This window comes from Psychrobacter sp. 78a-MNA-CIBAN-0178 (assembly GCF_040309625.1).
GTDB lineage: Bacteria > Pseudomonadota > Gammaproteobacteria > Pseudomonadales > Moraxellaceae > Psychrobacter > Psychrobacter okhotskensis.
The window spans coordinates 132783-149601 of sequence record NZ_JBEOOZ010000003.1; the positions used below are offsets into that span (position 1 = coordinate 132783).

The 16819-nt window shown below is 43.8% G+C and carries 17 protein-coding genes; 7 read left to right on the forward strand and 10 right to left on the reverse strand.

The genetic code is table 11. From position 1 onward, the window contains the following. The first annotated feature begins 28 nt into the window (after positions 1 to 28). From AAEY80_RS03595 to AAEY80_RS03605, 3 genes are all read left to right on the forward strand, one after another. Positions 29 to 355 carry a protein tyrosine phosphatase family protein gene (locus tag AAEY80_RS03595; RefSeq protein ID WP_025652359.1) on the forward strand — a complete coding sequence of 109 codons (327 nt, stop codon included), beginning with the start codon at positions 29 to 31 and terminating at the stop codon, positions 353 to 355. 119 nt (positions 356 to 474) lie between these two features. Continuing rightward, a complete protein-coding gene (locus tag AAEY80_RS03600; RefSeq protein WP_350587904.1) occupies positions 475 to 807 on the forward strand; it encodes a protein tyrosine phosphatase family protein in 333 nt (110 codons plus the stop codon). A 153-nt stretch (positions 808 to 960) separates the two neighbouring features. After that, the gene (locus tag AAEY80_RS03605) at positions 961 to 1701 is read left to right on the forward strand and encodes a glutathione S-transferase family protein (protein WP_201582994.1); all 741 of its coding nucleotides are present in this window, start codon (positions 961 to 963) and stop codon (positions 1699 to 1701) included. Positions 1702 to 1717: 16 nt separating this feature from the next. Here the strand turns inward: AAEY80_RS03605 and AAEY80_RS03610 are convergent, their stop codons facing one another. The 3 genes from AAEY80_RS03610 to ahpF all read right to left on the reverse strand — a co-directional run bounded on the left by AAEY80_RS03610 (position 1718) and on the right by ahpF (position 5155). Then, the gene (locus AAEY80_RS03610; RefSeq protein WP_025652356.1) at positions 1718 to 2512 is read right to left on the reverse strand and encodes a hypothetical protein; all 795 of its coding nucleotides are present in this window, start codon (positions 2510 to 2512) and stop codon (positions 1718 to 1720) included. A 74-nt stretch (positions 2513 to 2586) separates the two neighbouring features. Continuing rightward, the gene (locus AAEY80_RS03615; RefSeq protein ID WP_025652355.1) at positions 2587 to 3441 is read right to left on the reverse strand and encodes a hypothetical protein; all 855 of its coding nucleotides are present in this window, start codon (positions 3439 to 3441) and stop codon (positions 2587 to 2589) included. A 133-nt stretch (positions 3442 to 3574) separates the two neighbouring features. After that, entirely contained in the window at positions 3575 to 5155 is a 1581-nt protein-coding gene (ahpF, locus tag AAEY80_RS03620; protein WP_025652354.1) for an alkyl hydroperoxide reductase subunit F, read from the reverse strand. A 488-nt stretch (positions 5156 to 5643) separates the two neighbouring features. On the opposite strand from ahpF, the gene AAEY80_RS03625 reads away from it, so the two are divergent. Together AAEY80_RS03625 and AAEY80_RS03630 are read left to right on the forward strand one after the other, a co-directional pair. Beyond that, positions 5644 to 5892 carry an HP1242/YdcH family protein gene (locus AAEY80_RS03625; protein ID WP_025652353.1) on the forward strand — a complete coding sequence of 83 codons (249 nt, stop codon included), beginning with the start codon at positions 5644 to 5646 and terminating at the stop codon, positions 5890 to 5892. Positions 5893 to 6277: 385 nt separating this feature from the next. Continuing rightward, on the forward strand, positions 6278 to 6526 hold the full coding sequence (locus tag AAEY80_RS03630) for an HP1242/YdcH family protein (protein ID WP_201565502.1): 249 nt from the start codon (positions 6278 to 6280) through the stop codon (positions 6524 to 6526). Between the two features lie 172 nt (positions 6527 to 6698). On the opposite strand, the gene ahpC is transcribed toward AAEY80_RS03630, so the two are convergent. After that, complete coding sequence (gene ahpC, locus AAEY80_RS03635; protein ID WP_025652351.1) at positions 6699 to 7265, reverse strand: alkyl hydroperoxide reductase subunit C; 567 nt, start codon at positions 7263 to 7265, stop codon at positions 6699 to 6701. 278 nt (positions 7266 to 7543) lie between these two features. Here ahpC and AAEY80_RS03640 point away from each other — a divergent pair, with 278 nt between their 5' ends. Both AAEY80_RS03640 and AAEY80_RS03645 read left to right on the forward strand, forming a co-directional pair. Beyond that, on the forward strand, positions 7544 to 8452 hold the full coding sequence (locus AAEY80_RS03640) for a hydrogen peroxide-inducible genes activator (protein WP_025652350.1): 909 nt from the start codon (positions 7544 to 7546) through the stop codon (positions 8450 to 8452). 53 nt (positions 8453 to 8505) lie between these two features. Then, positions 8506 to 9174, forward strand: coding sequence for an HD domain-containing protein (locus AAEY80_RS03645; RefSeq protein ID WP_025652349.1), 669 nt, complete (start codon positions 8506 to 8508; stop codon positions 9172 to 9174). Here AAEY80_RS03645 and AAEY80_RS03650 read toward each other — a convergent pair. The 6 genes from AAEY80_RS03650 to AAEY80_RS03675 form a co-directional block, all read right to left on the reverse strand. Further along, positions 9155 to 9757, reverse strand: coding sequence for a methyltransferase domain-containing protein (locus tag AAEY80_RS03650; protein ID WP_025652348.1), 603 nt, complete (start codon positions 9755 to 9757; stop codon positions 9155 to 9157). The two genes, AAEY80_RS03645 and AAEY80_RS03650, sit on opposite strands and share 20 nt — an antisense overlap. Positions 9758 to 9863: 106 nt before the next feature. Then, entirely contained in the window at positions 9864 to 10526 is a 663-nt protein-coding gene (locus tag AAEY80_RS03655; RefSeq protein WP_025652347.1) for a M48 family metallopeptidase, read from the reverse strand. Between the two features lie 24 nt (positions 10527 to 10550). After that, positions 10551 to 12176 carry a DUF1513 domain-containing protein gene (locus tag AAEY80_RS03660; RefSeq protein ID WP_025652346.1) on the reverse strand — a complete coding sequence of 542 codons (1626 nt, stop codon included), beginning with the start codon at positions 12174 to 12176 and terminating at the stop codon, positions 10551 to 10553. Between the two features lie 3 nt (positions 12177 to 12179). Beyond that, on the reverse strand, positions 12180 to 13328 hold the full coding sequence (locus AAEY80_RS03665; RefSeq protein WP_025652344.1) for an imelysin family protein: 1149 nt from the start codon (positions 13326 to 13328) through the stop codon (positions 12180 to 12182). A 41-nt stretch (positions 13329 to 13369) separates the two neighbouring features. Further along, on the reverse strand, positions 13370 to 15031 hold the full coding sequence (locus tag AAEY80_RS03670; RefSeq protein WP_350587905.1) for a di-heme oxidoreductase family protein: 1662 nt from the start codon (positions 15029 to 15031) through the stop codon (positions 13370 to 13372). A gap of 265 nt (positions 15032 to 15296) precedes the next feature. Continuing rightward, on the reverse strand, positions 15297 to 16751 hold the full coding sequence (locus tag AAEY80_RS03675) for an imelysin family protein (RefSeq protein WP_201565506.1): 1455 nt from the start codon (positions 16749 to 16751) through the stop codon (positions 15297 to 15299). Positions 16752 to 16819 lie beyond the last annotated feature (68 nt).

The following is a 16819-nucleotide window of genomic DNA, read 5'->3' on the forward strand; positions in this document are numbered from 1 at the left end:
TCCTTAATAAACGCAAACGACCCCTTTTATGACCAATGATTTAACGATTTATAAGCAAATTTATCCGAGCCAATGCATCAAGATTGCGGAACTGGGTTATCGCTCAGTGCTCAATATACGCCCTGATGCCGAGGTCGACACTCAGCCCAACAGCTGCGACTTTATTAATGCAACGGCAAAAGCGAATTTGACTTATCACCATCTGCCCTTTGATGATGAGCGCCTGAGTATGCTGACTGTAGAACAGTTTGCCGCCTTTTATCACGCGATGCCAAAACCCATATTGATGTTTTGTGGTACGGGTGCACGTGCCAAACTGCTGTATCAAAGCGCATTGATGCAAGGTCTGCTATAAAACGACTATAACGCTTACATACGGTCTCTTTAGAAATGACTGCAATAAACCTACCCTTATATGCTGTATTTTTATAACAAACATTTTACTCTTTCATATAAACAATAAAAGGAGCTCCTATGAGCCACGAAATCAGTATTACGGGACAAATTACCCCTGATCAAGTCCCTATGCTTGCCGAAAACGGCTTCAAAACCATTATCAATAATCGTCCTGATGGCGAAGAACTGGGACAACCGACCAGTGCTGAGATTGAAGCAGCTGCCAAGGAAGCAGGACTTGCTTATAAAGAAGTCTCATTCGCTGGTAGCGAGCTCAATCAAAACCACGTCGAGGAGTTTGCTGACTTTTTTAATCAAGCCGAGCAACCCGTCTTGATATTTTGCCGTACTGGTAATCGCTCAACCGGTATCTATGAAGCCGCTAAGCGCATGGATTTGTTAGACGATTGATATTGATCTAAATACAATTACCGCTGTTTTAAAAACGCCCGTCCAAATTTTGGATGGGCATTTTTTATTGGGATTACTAAACTATAGACTGGTCAATTTTCAGCATTGGGTACATAATCAAATTTTATTTATATAATTTGATAGGATTTTATGATGCAAAAACCACTTCTCATCATCGGCAATAAAAACTATTCCTCTTGGTCATTACGAGCTTGGCTATTACTCAAAGCCTTTAATATTGATTTTGAGGAGCAAGTGATTGAGCTGTTTCATCCCTCAGCGACACCGATTCTCGATGAGCATGCGCCAACAGGTAAAGTACCCGTTTTAGTCTATGGCGAGAATGATGAAAGAGTTATGGTATGGGATACTTTAGCGATTGCCATTCACGCCAATGATTATTTGACAAACTTGGATATTTGGATAGGACTGAATAAGTCCAATATTGATAATAGCAACAGAATAAATAGCGCCTACTGCCAAAGTATCGTCGCCGAAATGCATTCAGGGCTGATGGGCATTCGTAGTGACATGCCGATGAATATCCGAGCTACAGCAAGGATACAACCCAGCGCTGCTTGCCTGACTGACATTGCTCGTGTCGAAGAGATTTTTGCGGATTGTTTAAAAAATCGCTCAAAAAACAGTTATCTATTTGGTCAATTTACGGCTGCCGATGCTTTTTTTGCGCCAGTAGTGCTACGCTTGCAGACTTATACTGATGCCTCTAACATAGTATTAAAACCAACGACCAAACAGTATTGTGAAACGATGTTAAACAATCCTCATCTACAAGCTTGGATCGATTCAGCTTTAAAAGAGACACGCGTCATCAAAGAGGATGAAGCAGGTGAGATACTGTCGGTGGTTGGGGTGTTGGCTGACCAAAAGTGAATCATTGAAAACAAGCCTAATAATTATCTTTCAAAGGATATTCATTAGGCTCTATATAACCTTTGTCTTTTTGGTAGTTGATGGAAAAGATACTATTTTTATAGGTTTTACCCTGATTATATCCATTCACAGTTAGCTTTAGAGGGTAAAACCCGTTTACCGTTTTACTGGTATCAATTTCTAAATCAGCACTCCTATCATTACACAGACGCTGTCCCTTACCACCGCAACTGTCTGAACCATCACTATCAAAACCTGCGCCAATCCAGTTCTCCATTATACCGCGACCATTTGGCGTCAATATCACAAAGCTGGTACTCGTGTAACCTTGATGCGTATCACCATGCTCGTTCATAAAGCCCCACGTATTTGGGGCAAACTGTTCTAAACCCCAACCCCCTAAACCAAGCCCCCAACTACCTGCATTCATATAAGGATTGGCCGACTCAACTTGCCAACCTTCACCTTTAGGTTTTAAAACAAACATACCGACTAAACCACTAGCGCCATGACCGCGTAAAACTTCTTTACCATCTTCATCAAAGCTAACATCGCCTGTAATTAATATATATAAGCGTTTACCTTTATCCGTCTCTATGACTTTTTGCCGATCAATATCGATGCAATAGCCGGTCATATAAGGTTCTCTAGTTAAACCACTTACGGAACCAGAAGGGGCAATCGCACCATGACACCCTAATGCTTCATTATAAATCGGATAGTACGGCTTGAGGATATCCATCACGCTATCAGCAGCAGAGGCATTTGTGACAAAACCTAGTAATCCAAAACTAAGACATAACCTTAACATGAGTATTGATCCATATAATTTGGCGTGCATCATACCTACCTCAATTGGCTCAGTAAATGACTCTGATGATATCACTATACGGGATAATCTTTGGGCTTTTGATACCCTTTTTTCGGCTCGTATTTTATTTTATAGACCTGATTGTTATAGGTCTTTTTTTCTGAACCGTTATAGTTATACTTATGACCACTGATTGTAATCTCTAGCGGGTAAAAACCATTTATCAGCGTCGTTTTATCGATATTGAGCTTGGCTTTCAATAATGTGCAATATTCTACCTTTCTATCTTTACTACAGCCAGATGGTGCTATAGGATTGTTTTCTGTAGTTGCTTTCGCAGCTATATGACTATATATCACTTTTTTTGACTTAGGGTCTGGTGTCATTAATACGTATTTAGAAAAAGATTGAATGTAGTGCGAATCACTATGAATATTAATAAATCCCCAAATATCAGGGGCAACTCGTATCAGCTTCCAGTCTTTTAGTCCTGCACCAGAAGCGCCTGCATTCATCACTGGATTAGCGTATTCCACCTCCCAACCGGAACCTTGTGGCTTTAAAACGAACATACCCACTAGACCAGTATCAGCGTGAGAACTATATGCCGCAGCACCATTTTCATGAAAAGCGACGTCACCAATGACTGATATGTATAACCGTTTACCTTGCTTGGTTCGTACCTCCAGTTGTCTATCAATCTCTATGCAATATCCGCTTTGATGCGGTGTTTCTTCGCCAGATGATGAACCGTTATTAGCCATAATACCTTGACACTGCTTTGTCTCATTATAGATGGGATAGTATTCATTCAGAATCTCATTGACGGTTTGCCCTGCATAAGCATTGGTTACACTAAATATAAACGATATAAAAACCAGACATTTAGCCCAATGACTATTTTTGTTGATTGCACATTTATTTTTCACTATTAAGTTCTCATAAAAAAAATATTAACAAACATACGTCAACTTATATTATTTAACAAGCAGTAAAACATTTTTCACAAAAAAACCACCTCAAAAGAGGTGGCTTCTCAAACTAACTTTAAAGCTAAATAATCTACTGCATGACCAAGTACTCAAAAGCACTCAACGCCGCTTTTGAACCCTCGCCCATCGCAATGTTAATTTGCTTAAATGGCACAGTCGTGACGTCACCACAAGCAAAGATACCTTTGCGATCCGTACGGCAGCGCTCATCAATCTCAATTTCACCAAAGCGGTTTAAATCAACAAAGCCTTTGATAAATCCAGTATTAGGGACTAAGCCAATCTGTACAAAGACACCGGACAAATCACGCTCATGAGTTTCACCTGTTTTGCGATCTTCAAAGACGATAGAGCTGACTTTACCATCAGTAGCCTTAATCTCTTTGGTCGCCGCCCCAGTGATAAACTCGATGTTTGACTTCTCTTTGGCTTTGTTAATCAATACCTGATCCGCTTTTAGATCATCAGCGAACTCAAGCACCGTCACATGCTGCACGATACCCGCAAGGTCTAACGCCGCTTCGACACCGGAGTTACCACCACCGATGACAGAGATTTCTTTACCTTTAAAGAAGGGTCCATCACAGTGCGCACAGTAAGCCACGCCTTTACCAATGTTTTCTTCTTCGCCCGGTACACCAAGCTTACGCCACTGAGCACCCGTCGCTAGGATGATACTACGCGTCTCAAACGTCTCACCAGTGTTGAGGTGAATACTATAGTTCTCTTCCTTAGTCTCGCCAATTTCTTTGACGCTGACGTGTTCTTTCAGCGTGATATTGTATTCGCCTAAATGTTTGACAAAGTCTGCTGATAGATGCGTACCTGTCGTCAATGGTACAGAAATCAAGTTTTCGATATCTTGGGTATCTTTGACCTGCCCACCGATACGATCAGCGACCATGGTCACTTTTAGGCCTTTACGCGCGGTATAGATAGCAGCGGCAACGCCAGCAGGGCCTGCACCGATAATAGTGACATCTTGCTGCTCTAATTGCTCAGCATCGTCTGCACTACCCTCTGCCAACAAGTCAGGGAACTGCTCTTGCAACTTGGTAATCAACTTGGCCGTATCAATCAAACCATTAGCAAAAGGTTTACCATTTAAAAATACCGCTGGTACGCCTTGGATGTTATTTGCTTCTACTTGCTCTTGGAATAACGCGCCATCGATCATCTCATTGCTGATGCCGTCATTCAATAAGGCAAATTGATTCAACGCTTGCACGACTTCTGGGCAACTGTGGCAAGATAACGACACGTAAGTCTGGAACTGTAGTGGCTTATTAAAACGCTTAATCAGCTTTTGAATGCCTTCGTCTAGTTTTAGCGTATGACCACCCGCTTGCAAGATTGCCAAGATAAGCGAGGTAAACTCATGACCACCAGGAATACCGCTAAAGACGATACCCGTATCAGTCAACGCGTCATCAGCATGGCTGACGACTTTAAAGCTAATGGGACTCGATAAGCTGTCGTCATTAGCGTCGACATCAAAATTAATCTTGTCAGTCGTACCAGCAATTTTGGTCAAAAAATCAATCAACTCTGCGCGCTTTGCATGCTCACCGCTACCCAATACAAAGGTAATGGGACGGGTCATATTCTCGCTATAGCTTTTGACAGCATCTAATAAACTTTGATCTATCATGTTTGTTCCTCATTATTATTCAATATGTAACGACAACTAAGTGGTTGCACGTGTAAAGATGGAAAATCTGGAGTCAGTAATATTGTTTAAAGTGTTATTTGGATAAGGCTTGTACCTTTCGATGTCCCTATTATCATAGGTTTCATGAGTTTGAGCAAGCTGAGAAACCCAAATCTTATGTTTTATAAAACCAATCATTAACTGTCATTTTTAATTAAATTTAAACTTACAAGAAGATTATTCTCATAGTATCAACAGGGTTTTTTCGCTACAATCGAGTAAGAGCAATAGGAATAATTCCTGTTTTCTAGCGGAAACCTGGCTTTTATGCATGCTTATTAAAGGCTATTTTTGCTTGTATTAAGCCTTATCACTATTGAGAGTAATAGCGGTTTGGTTCAATAATAATCGAGTCTCACAATCATAGATCTTAACGACAATGCGCTGATGCTAATCGTTAGCTTGCGCTTCATAACAAGGATGACCAGATGAGAAAGACTGATACAAGGACAGATAACAAAGAAATCATTGCTGAACTTAAGCAAAAAGACAGTCATTTTGCGAGTATTTTTGCCGAGCATACTCAGCTTGATGAAAAGATCAATTATCTTGAGAAGGATTTAATAAAACATAGCAGCTGTGATGATGAAATAGAACAAATGAAGCGGCGCAAGCTACATCTTAAAGATGAGATTTATAAGATAATCGATAAAAACAAAACGCAATCTCACGCTTAATGCTTCATTTATTAGGGCGTATCTTCATTTTGATCTCATCTGAGCATACTCATTCAGATTAAGGAGACGCCCTAAAATTACTGCTAAGAATTTCTTACATCTAGGGAATGTCATCAATTAGCACATTGATACATTTAGTGGTCTTAAAATGGCTAAATTTAGTCAAACATCGTCAGAAATCTTGTCAATATGTTCATATTTACGGCAATTCCTTCCTTGTTTGGCTGCAATTTTCCTCATTTTAAGCCTCACAATCTAAATGATGACACGCCCTAGTTTTATAAATCTTAATTTTATAATCAACAAGTCTCACAATCATAATCTGCCTTAACCACAACGCGTCACTGCTTATGTTAAGCACACGCTAAATAACAAGGATGACAACATGACCATGACTGATAAATGGCAAGACCACAGCGACATCATCGATGAGCTCAAACAAAAAAATACGCACTTTGCGAGTATCTTCGATGAACACACCACGCTGGATAGGCAAATCAACAAGCTCGAAAATGACGTGGTCAAACACGCCAGCCGCGATGAAGAAATCGAACAAATGAAGCGGCGCAAGCTACATCTTAAAGATGAGATTTATAAGATAATCGATAAAAACAAAACGCAATCTCAAGCATAATCGTTCATCTATTATCGACAAACAACAATAAAAATCTAAACTATTAATATAAAAAGACCCCATCAACGTATGCTGATGGGGTCTTTATTTATAGCACTGGTTCAGATTAAAAAATCATAAAAACAGCGCACCTCTCGCTAAATAGTTGGATAACTACTTAGATTTTGCCGACTTAGATCTTACCAACTAGGTCAAGACTTGGCTTCAATGTATCGCCACCTTGTTCCCAAGCTGCTGGGCAAACTTCGCCGTCGTTTTCACGAACATACTGTGCTGCTTTTACTTTACGTAGCATGTCTTTTGCACTACGGCCGATACCGCCAGCATGAATCTCAGCAACTTGAATCAAACCATCTGGATCGATTAAGAAAGTACCGCGCTCAGCCAAACCTGCTTCTTCGATCATCACGTTAAAACCACGAGTGATTTTACCAGTAGGATCACCGATCATTGGATAGGTCACTTTACCGATAGCCTCTGAAGAGTCATGCCATGCTTTGTGCGTGAAATGAGTGTCAGTCGATACTGAATACACTTCTACGCCCAAACCTTTAAGCTCTTCATAATGGTTTGCCATGTCTTCAAGTTCAGTTGGGCAAACAAAGGTAAAGTCAGCTGGGTAAAATAGGAAAATCGCCCAGTCACCTTTTACGTCTTCTGAAGTGATGGTTTTGAATTCACCGTTTACATATGCATCTGCTGAAAATTCTGGGATTTCTTGATTGATAATAGACGCCATGATTGGCTCCTTTTTTGATTAAGTATGATTGAATAAAATTGTGATTATTTATTTGATTGTTTCCGTTAAGCCTTGAACTATCTGGGCTACCTGACAAACTATACGCGAATTCTATGGTTAATCCAGTTAAAAGTTTTTAATGTGATGTTTTGTTTTATTAAACTTGTTAAACTATTCTATCTACTTCCTGTCATCAGTGCGCTATCGGTAAGTTTCGATAATGACCAAGAGACATAAGTATCATCACTTGCATAAAAACCAACAATAAAAGAGGTCTTATGATTACCTTACGTCAACTTGAATTTGCCTTAGCAGTCGCTAAACACCGCCATTTCAAACGGGCAGCGGAAGATTGTAATATTTCGCAGTCTGCGCTGAGCTTAGGTATCGCAGAATTAGAAAAACAATTAGACACGCAGATTTTTGAGCGTAATAACAAACAAGTACTTATCACTCCTATTGGGCAAGATATCCTCACGCGGGCGCAGCGTGTATTCTCTGAAGTGAGCGACTTGACCACCCGTGCGCATAGTCATCAAACGCCACTTGCCTACCCGATGACTGTCGGTATTATTCCAACGATTGCGCCTTATTTACTACCAAAAGTCCTGCCAGCGCTGCGAGCCAATTATCCAGAATTTCGTATGACCATCGTTGAGCAGCAAACCGAACGCTTACTCGAGCAAGTGCGTTACGGTCATATTGACACAGCCATCATTGCGCTACCCTATGCCGTAGAGGGCTTGCACAGTTTTGAATTTTGGAGTGAAGACTTCTTTGCGGTATTCCCAAAAGACGATGTCCATGCCAAGCTTGAGACCATTAATTCTGACGAGCTCGCTACGGCCAATCTTATGCTGTTAGGTGAAGGACATTGCCTAACCGATCAGACGCTATCAGTATGTCATTTTGATCGCGCACAGATGAAGTCGAGCTTTTCTGACGCCAGTCTCAACACCCTCATTCAGATGGCACTTGCCAATATGGGTACAACCTTAGTACCTGAAATGGCGCTGGATCAATTACATCTACAAAACCAAAATGCAGTCGCAGTGCCATTGGCAGAAAAAGGCCCACATCGCCACATCGCCTTTGTCACCCGTTTGAATTATGCGCGTGTCGACGATGTAAATTTACTGGGCAAAGTGTTTAAACAAGCTTTTGAAGAATCAGCTAATAAAAGCTGAGTGAACTGTTGAGATTATGAGGCGTTAATCATGTTAGGCAAGTGAGGGTAAATATGAATGATGTCTCGCACGTAACGTCCGACCTTGGTCAGCGCTTCGCCATGCATTTAGCTGCCATTGCTAATAATATTGATCCAAGGGAAGTACAAGCGCTTTGGCAAGCAGTCGCTATCCGCTACAACGAACCTCAACGCGCTTATCATACCTTGCGCCATATTGAGCAGTTGTTTGCCCAATTTGAGCAAGTTAAATCTCATCTTTATGAGCCGCATATTATCGCTTTAGCATTGTATTATCACGATGTGATATACGAGCCGACGCGCTCAGATAATGAGCTTAAAAGTGCAAAATATGCGGTGGAATCGTTAAGTCCTTATCTGACTACTGAGCAATGCCAACTTATCTACGCGCTGATTATGATGACGGCTACCCATCAACTTGATGAATTACTGGATGCTAATAAACGCAGCGATGCGGCTTATTTGTTAGATATGGATTTAAGTATGTTGGGTGCTGCGTGGTCTGAATATGAACTGTATGCATCTGCAGTACGCCAAGAATATGCACATGTGCCAGTGACAGATTACCGTATCGGACGCACAGCTGTGCTAAAAGGACTACTGGCGCACTCAAGACTGTATTTGACTGATTTTTACTTTGAGCGATTAGAAAAGCCAGCTCGGGACAATATCAAGCGTGAGATTACTGCGCTTGCAGCTTGATAAATAACTCGCTGCCTTGGCGTGCAGGATGCGAATTATAGCTGGCCTCCATAATCTCTATATCAAAATACGCCTCAAAGCGCTGCTGATATTCCTCTATTGTGCCACCAAACGGTGGTTCATCACGCCCAAAATCCACATTAAAAAGTAGGCCAACCAGCTTGCCTTGCGGCTTCAATAACGCTGCCATCTGCTCGACATATTCATCACGACGTGACGGATTTATCGCACAAAAGAACGTCTGTTCGAGTATCCAATCAAATTGATATTGCTCAGCTGATAAATGAAAAAAATCTGCACAAATTAAATGCTTGGAGGGAAAATCAGGATAACGTTCAGCAAAAGTCTCAATCGGCGCAGCAGCGAAATCGACCAACGTAACATTGGTAAAACCCTGCTCATGTAGATAACCTACCTCATACGCATTGCCTGCACCCGGCACTAAAATGGCCTGATCTTTCGCAGTGGCTGGCAGTTGGTCGATATAAGCTTTTAGCGGTGGTGACACCTGTCCCATATCCCACTGTATGCTACCAGTCTCATAACGCTGCTGCCAAAATTCGGCTTGATTGACATTTTTCATCTGACATCCTTGTATCTGGCTTGATTATTTAAATAACAGGCGGTGTACCATGAGCATTTATCATATCAGGCTGCGCGCTTATCTTTATATGATTTGCGTGAGACCTTTAGTCTAACTGACCCGTTTTACCCGCCAGCATATTGTGCCACTGCTGATAATCTGGCATCGCTGCTGCTACCGTCTGCCAAAATGCCTTGCTATGATTGGCATGATGCAGGTGACACAGCTCGTGGACGATGACGTATTCGGTGCATTCAATCGGATAAGCAGGAAGATACACGGACAACCAAATTCGGCGCGCGCGAGTGTTACAACTGCCCCAGCGCGTATGCATTTTTTTCAGTCGTACTTCGTTAGCGGTAGCACCGACTATTGGCTGCCACTTAGCGAATAGCGTCGGATTTACTTCCGTAAGTTGTTGCCGATAATAAGCCATTTTTTCATCGTGACTGAGGGTGAACGATTGTACGATACCCCACAAGCTAACGGGGCTGTCTACGCTTGAAGCTTCAGGTTTCGGGGTTTGGTTGCGATGGTAGCGTGCCAATACTTGCGGATGGTGGTCTAGCGCCCATGAGACACGCTTATCGACAGCTTGAGCGATTTGGCTGGCGCTGATAGACATCGGTACAGAAACCATAAGCGCATGAGGCTTTAGGCGAAAATTTATATTTTTGACGCGTTTTTTACTCACGTGTAGCGCAATACCCGCTTGTGCCAGCTGTTGTCTGGCCAAATCTAATACGAGCGACGTACTCGGTTGCGGCATCGTGATTTTATCCTTTTATACCACTTATGCTAAGACTGCCTGCAGATGATTGTCAAAAGACATATTATGTATCTGACTGTCCTGCACAATAATAGCAGCTGTATTCTTGGAATCTAACTCTGCTAAATCCGATGTCTCTACTGATAGCGTATTGACCCACAATCTTGTCAGTTTCCCGTGCCCGTCGCTGACGATAAAACCTGATGTTCCATCCTTGTTTTTGGCCTGACCAGATACCTGACCCGCGAATAGCGAGGCTCCTGCACAATCTGGCAAACGCACAGCATCAATCAGCATACGTGTGTTTAAATCATAAATCGCCGCACAGCCGCCAATTGGTGTGGTCACACACAACAGATTGCGCTCACTATCAACCGCGACACTGGCAATGTATTGATGGAAGCGTTGCCATTGATTGTTAGGCATAATCAATGGTTTAAAGTCGGGATCACCGCGATAGTGGGTCAAGACTAACGGCACATTGATATGTTTTTCACCTTGGAACTGAATACCAATCATCACCGTGCCATCATCATGTATGGCCAAATGGCGCACACTCATCTGATTGTGCTCAGGAGTAATTTGCTCAATCAGCGTTCCGTCATGACGATTCAAATAAGCCAAAGATGGACGCATGGTATCGAGATTCAGCTCTTCACGCGAGGCTTGTTCTGTTTTGATACCGCCATTAGCGATGACCAACGTCTCGCCATCTGGATGCATGATCAACTCATGTGGCCCAATACCATGCGTGTCAAACTCGGCTACTTTGCTATAATTATTACGAGCATCGTAGATACCAATTTTACCCGCCAAGCTTATCGTATCATTCTCAGTGACGTATAGCGTTGAGCCGTCCAAACTGTAGCAAGCATGTCCATAAAAATGGCGATTATCAGCCGCTGTAATAGCGAATTTTACTTGCCCTATCGCCGTATCTAATACCCAAAACTTTTCACTAGGGCGGCGACCCAGCACCACAACATCGCGTGGACAGTTATGAGTATTTGATTTGTTTTGATCGTTTTGTCTATTTTGAATATTAGGGATTGGCTGGACAACGATATCGTGGACACGCTCAGGCATGGTGGTCTGCCAAACGATTTGTCGGTCTGCATCGATACCAACCACCCCAAAGCCAGTTTCATCATTACTACTATCATCATTGCTATCGTCGTTATTTATCAATGAGCGGTTCTGTGGCATCGACGCTACGCCACTGACCCAGCATACTGGACGCGCCAACATAATGGTGCTATGTATTGCCGTCAGCTCAGTGACGATATTTTTACTATCACGATTTTTATCATCGATATCATCATGATAAGCTCGTTGCCACGCAGCAGATGCTTGCTGATAGGCATAGCGAAGGCGGGTCAACTGGGGCTTGGGCGATGCTTGCAATGTATGCAGCTGAGCACGCACACCCGACACATAATCCTGCAATCGTGCTTCAGGCTGATGCTGCTTGCGATAGTGATGATGGATACCAACCAATGCCGCCGTTCCCAGTACGCTACCAAGCGTAGTCAAAGCCGAAGTCATCAGCGGCTCATGATTTGAGCGCTTGTCTGCTGGTCTAGGCGTTGCTTTAGAGGACGCGCTATGACGTTTAGCTATCGCAGCTGTATAGGCTTCAGAGGTTTGCATGACTTAATCGCCATCATTGCTGTTAAAGCCAACACGGATACCGAGGGTCGGAATCAATTGGCGTTTCATCAGGCGGGTAATGGTCGTAAAGTGATCAAACAATTCTTGCTGCTTGGCTTTATCGGCAGTCGCTAAATCCTCTGGCATCTGCGCCAATAGCGTGGTGGTATCAGCCAGCTCGCTTGATAGACTGGCCGCAATAGCATTCTCATCATTGCTACCAAGAATGGCCGTCAATACTGGGTCAGTCAGCGTTTTATTCAAGGTAGCCAACTTAGCATTAATAATAGCGCGGCTTTGTCCAGCGGTAGCAGCAGGCAGATGACCCTTGGCTTTGCCTGTAAGACCTAATGGCTCATCAATAGCATTGGTCTTCATCGTCTCAATCAATGACAATAAAGCGTTAAACCACTGGTTCAAACCTTGATCGCTATCAGCCGTTTTATCAATCGCCAGTAAAGTCGTGGCGTTCTGCTGCCAGTTACTTTCGATGTCTTTTAATCGCGTGCTTAGTGCCGCGCTGGCGCTGACTACATAAGCACATTGAGCAGCATTCAAGCTGTCATTGGCAAATAGCGCCTCTTCCAGACCTGGTACGCCTTGCACAATAGCGCTCTCGTTAGCGAGCTGCTCTGGGGTTAGTTTTGGATTGGCCGCGATTAGCTCTGCAACCCCACTGTGTACCAAGCCGCGCTCGTCAGGATAATAGTTAATGTACAAGTTGCTCATACTAGCAGTCGCAGGACCGAAGTTGATCATCTCAGCACTCGCCCATGCTTGCGCCAGCACCAGCCACTGAGCACGTAACGCTTGTAACTCATCACTGCTGACAGGCGCTTGCTGACAATGCTTCTGCGCCAAATCATGTAACAAACCACTTTGCTTCGCTGCATCTGCATAAGCCGGAATGACAATGTCTTCAGCCACATGGGTCAGATAGGTTTTTTCGGTCTCCGCGCTGATATCTATGGCGACTATCTGTTCGTCATTCGCGCTATCGGCGGCCGTACTATTTGAGGCAGCGCCATCTTGCGCGACGGTTTGGCTATCCACCTCTGCTGTTTTATTCTCATCGGCAGGCTTGACACAACTGATGAGTAATCCAGCACTCAGTGCCGATAACGCCATTGCTAATGCAGGATTTATTTTCATAAGTTTCTCGGTAATGGGATAAGTAATAATTTATATCACCTTTATAATGATTTTAAGAAGGCGTTTAATTCTGCGCGTCCTTGCTTGTCCAACTTCAATACTTTTTGGCGTTGTTTTTCTGCTTCACCGCCATGCCATAGTACCGCTTCCATCAGCGTGCGCGCGCGACCATCATGTAAAAAGGTCGCTTGTGGATCGACGGTTTGAGCCAGACCAATCCCCCACAATGCCGGCGTACGCCATTCATATGAGTTGGCCAAAAACTCAACTTGTGCATCTTTTGCCGGTAGCTTACCCGCTATCGTACGATCGGCAAGATCATCACCCATATCATGCAGCAGCAAATCTGTGTAAGGATAAATGACTTGTCCATGCTGCTCAAGATGATCGTCGTCAGTTTTTGGCAACTGATATCTTGGCGTATGACAACTCTGGCAGCCCATATCATAAAAGCGTTTTTTACCAGCCAGCACCAATTTATCATCGGCATTGCGGCGATGTGGCACCGCTAAGTTCCGCGTATAAAATTCTACAAACTTCGCGACTTCATCATTCACTTCGACCGGTGTCTTGCCATTACCTTGCTCATCAGCGCCAGTGGTCGCTTTAATACAAGCGGTTTGGCTCGGCATGCAAGACTCATGTGGACGAATGTTTGAGGTCAGCCCCATATCCTCATTAAAGGCACTTTGGTTTTGCGTAATCAGCTTGGTCTGACCGGCCTTCCAACCAAAACGACCGAGCGCATGCTTGCCCGTTTGCGGGTCCATCACCCAATTAAACTTACCACTGATGCCATCGCTATTTTTATTATTAGGCGTTTGGCTGGCTTGTTTTTTAATGTCTGCGTCTGGAATTTGCTCAAGTAGGCCCAGACCAATCATTGGCAAGGCGATGCGCGGCGAGACCATCATCTCATCATCGAATGCGCCATAGCCGGGTTTGGTCAACTCAAAGGTCGGCGCACGTAGGGTTTCAACATAACCATCGGCAAAGGTCACTGGCTTATCAGTCCACTGTACCGCAATTCGCGCTTCGGCCGGTACACCCTGAATACCGCGATCCTGTAACTGACCGCCATACATAGGATGCACCACTTTTTCGATCTGGGAATTCTGCAATTGCTGACGCTGCTCATCTGTTGTCGCTGGCATAGACAGACGTATTAATAAACTATCAGCATCGTCCTCACTGCTCATCGGCGCGTGACCACGACCGTCTTTGACGTGGCACGATTGGCAGGCAGCGACATTGAATAACGCACCAAGACCGTCACGGCTGTCCGTGCTAGCAGGCGCTACCACCCACGGTTGTTGAAAGAATGCATTGCCAATAAAAAAAGAGCCTTTACGTGAGGCGGTGAGGTTTGACGAGGGTTTTGAGTAACTCTCAGCGCTGGTAATGCTGATACCAGTATCACCGCCTTGCTTAATCTCTTGCGGGTCAAAGGAAGCAAGCTGCTGCATGGATACCCCAGCCAGCGCTTCGATGTTTTGACTGCGCTCAGTAGACAATGAACTATCATCCTGCTTACCAGCCTGCGTGTCATTCTTATCAGCGGATGAGCTGTCAGTCGGTTGACAAGCCGCAAGTGACCATATGCAGAGCGCACTAAGCGCAAGCTTTAATGATGTATTTTTAGACAATAAAAAGGTATGAAGAGACATAGATGATCTGTCTTTCGTGGCAGGAAGGGCGTTCATAAGCATTGCCTTAGCGCTAGTATAGAACCATCAAAATCGCGCACCATAACAATATGTCGTTACAGTCAACAGGGTACAACTGTAAGAAAGCTGGCTGGTAGCGTTATTTTAATAGGGCATAAAAAAACACACTGCCAACCGAGATTGACAACGTGTGTATTATACATAAATTACTTTCCTATGAAAATAATTCTCATTCACTTATAAAGACTTATCAGGCATTATAAATGAATACAACTGACGCTAGTAAGCGTATAAGCTGAGCTTAAAACTGTGAACCTGCATCAGCATCTAGATTGTCAATGCCAGCCGCTTTTGCCGCATTTTCAATACCAGTCGTCAATTCTTGCAAGCTGGTAATGGCAGTCTCAACCCAACCACGACGCGTATTTTGCTCTTCAGCAGAGATACCTTGTTTACTGGCTTGACCAACAGTCGCAATCATTTGATCAATCTTGATGCCTTCTTTTTCGCCCTTTTCGACGATGATATTAAAATCACTTTCCACCTTACTAAAATCAGCCGCCAGCTTATCAGCAACGTCTTTATGACCAGTATCAATTAGGTAGTTCTTCACGCCATAGCCACCCACGGTTTTACCCGCGACGGTCTTATAGCTACCATTAAAGACATTTTGAATACCGCGAGCATTATTGGCATAACTTAGATGGGTCAAGTCACTAAAGCACTCGTGCTCATCTTCGGTAGAGCCCGTGACAAAGGCGACTTGCATACGCTGAGAGGCCAGCTCGCCAAGTGCTAAACTGCCCATCTGGTACAAAATCTGGCGCAGACCATTGTTATCTTTACGCGCTATCATATCGCTGCGTAAGGTATGTTCGCTATCAGGCTGCCATTGGGCTTCCATTGCGGTTAAATCATCAACCAATAATTGCGCAGCAGCTTTTAAGAACTCGCCACGACGCTCACAAATACTTGCTTCTGTATTTGCGCTTTCGCCACTGGTACATTCACCATCGGTGGTAATATAGTCGCTAACCGGGCGGTTGCCTGCACCCTCACCGACGCCATTGGTATCTTGTCCCCATAGCATAAACTCAATCGCGTGATAGCCAGTCGTTACGTTGGCTTCACTACCACCAATCTCATTCATGTCTGCTAACAATTGCGGCGTAATGGTGCTGGTATCTTGCTTGATGCTACCGACGGCGATGCTATCACTATTGATGATATTGTCTTGACTGTTATATTCACCTTCGTAATCGTCGCTGACGTAATCAATGAGCGCTTCATCGAGCGGCCATGCATTGACCTGTCCTTCCCAGCTATCGACGCTGCCAATCTCACGCTGGTCATCAGCAGTCACAAAGGCTTCATCAAAACGGAACACTTCAGTTTGTGAGTAAGGCTGACGCGCCGCTTTATAGGCAGCTTTTGCCGCGTCAAGGTTCGCTTCAGTTGGCGTATCTACATAAGTATTTACAGCGGTCTGCAAGGTTTTTGCGCTATCTAATGAGTCTTTATAGGTAGCATGAGCCATATTTGCATAACTAATCACCAAGCGATCGATATTGGCTTTTTCTGCACCGGACGTGGTTTTATTATTAGCGGCTTCTGTGTCTTGTACCTCCGCTTGTGCATCAGTGGCGGCATCGTCATTGGCTTGTTTGGTACAACCCGATACTAGCAGTATCCCTGCAAGCGCAGCGGCTAAAGTAGTCGGTAAAATTTTACGGCTCGTCACTGTGGTCATATTCATACACGTCCTCGATGAGATACATTAGAAAAAGGGTAAATACAGTAAATAACGAATGTCCAGAATAATAA

Coding starts and splice junctions, on each gene's coding strand:
- AAEY80_RS03665 (WP_025652344.1), bottom strand. CDS start 13,328: ATGAAAATAAATCCTGCATTAGCAATGGCGTTATCGGCACTGAGTGCT.
- AAEY80_RS03600 (WP_350587904.1), top strand. CDS start 475: ATGAGCCACGAAATCAGTATTACGGGACAAATTACCCCTGATCAAGTC.
- AAEY80_RS03670 (WP_350587905.1), bottom strand. CDS start 15,031: ATGAACGCCCTTCCTGCCACGAAAGACAGATCATCTATGTCTCTTCAT.
- AAEY80_RS03630 (WP_201565502.1), top strand. CDS start 6,278: ATGACCATGACTGATAAATGGCAAGACCACAGCGACATCATCGATGAG.
- AAEY80_RS03625 (WP_025652353.1), top strand. CDS start 5,644: ATGAGAAAGACTGATACAAGGACAGATAACAAAGAAATCATTGCTGAA.
- AAEY80_RS03650 (WP_025652348.1), bottom strand. CDS start 9,757: ATGAAAAATGTCAATCAAGCCGAATTTTGGCAGCAGCGTTATGAGACT.
- ahpC (WP_025652351.1), bottom strand. CDS start 7,265: ATGGCGTCTATTATCAATCAAGAAATCCCAGAATTTTCAGCAGATGCA.
- AAEY80_RS03675 (WP_201565506.1), bottom strand. CDS start 16,751: ATGAATATGACCACAGTGACGAGCCGTAAAATTTTACCGACTACTTTA.
- AAEY80_RS03645 (WP_025652349.1), top strand. CDS start 8,506: ATGAATGATGTCTCGCACGTAACGTCCGACCTTGGTCAGCGCTTCGCC.
- AAEY80_RS03605 (WP_201582994.1), top strand. CDS start 961: ATGCAAAAACCACTTCTCATCATCGGCAATAAAAACTATTCCTCTTGG.
- AAEY80_RS03640 (WP_025652350.1), top strand. CDS start 7,544: ATGATTACCTTACGTCAACTTGAATTTGCCTTAGCAGTCGCTAAACAC.
- AAEY80_RS03610 (WP_025652356.1), bottom strand. CDS start 2,512: ATGTTAAGGTTATGTCTTAGTTTTGGATTACTAGGTTTTGTCACAAAT.
- AAEY80_RS03655 (WP_025652347.1), bottom strand. CDS start 10,526: ATGCCGCAACCGAGTACGTCGCTCGTATTAGATTTGGCCAGACAACAG.
- ahpF (WP_025652354.1), bottom strand. CDS start 5,155: ATGATAGATCAAAGTTTATTAGATGCTGTCAAAAGCTATAGCGAGAAT.
- AAEY80_RS03660 (WP_025652346.1), bottom strand. CDS start 12,176: ATGCAAACCTCTGAAGCCTATACAGCTGCGATAGCTAAACGTCATAGC.
- AAEY80_RS03595 (WP_025652359.1), top strand. CDS start 29: ATGACCAATGATTTAACGATTTATAAGCAAATTTATCCGAGCCAATGC.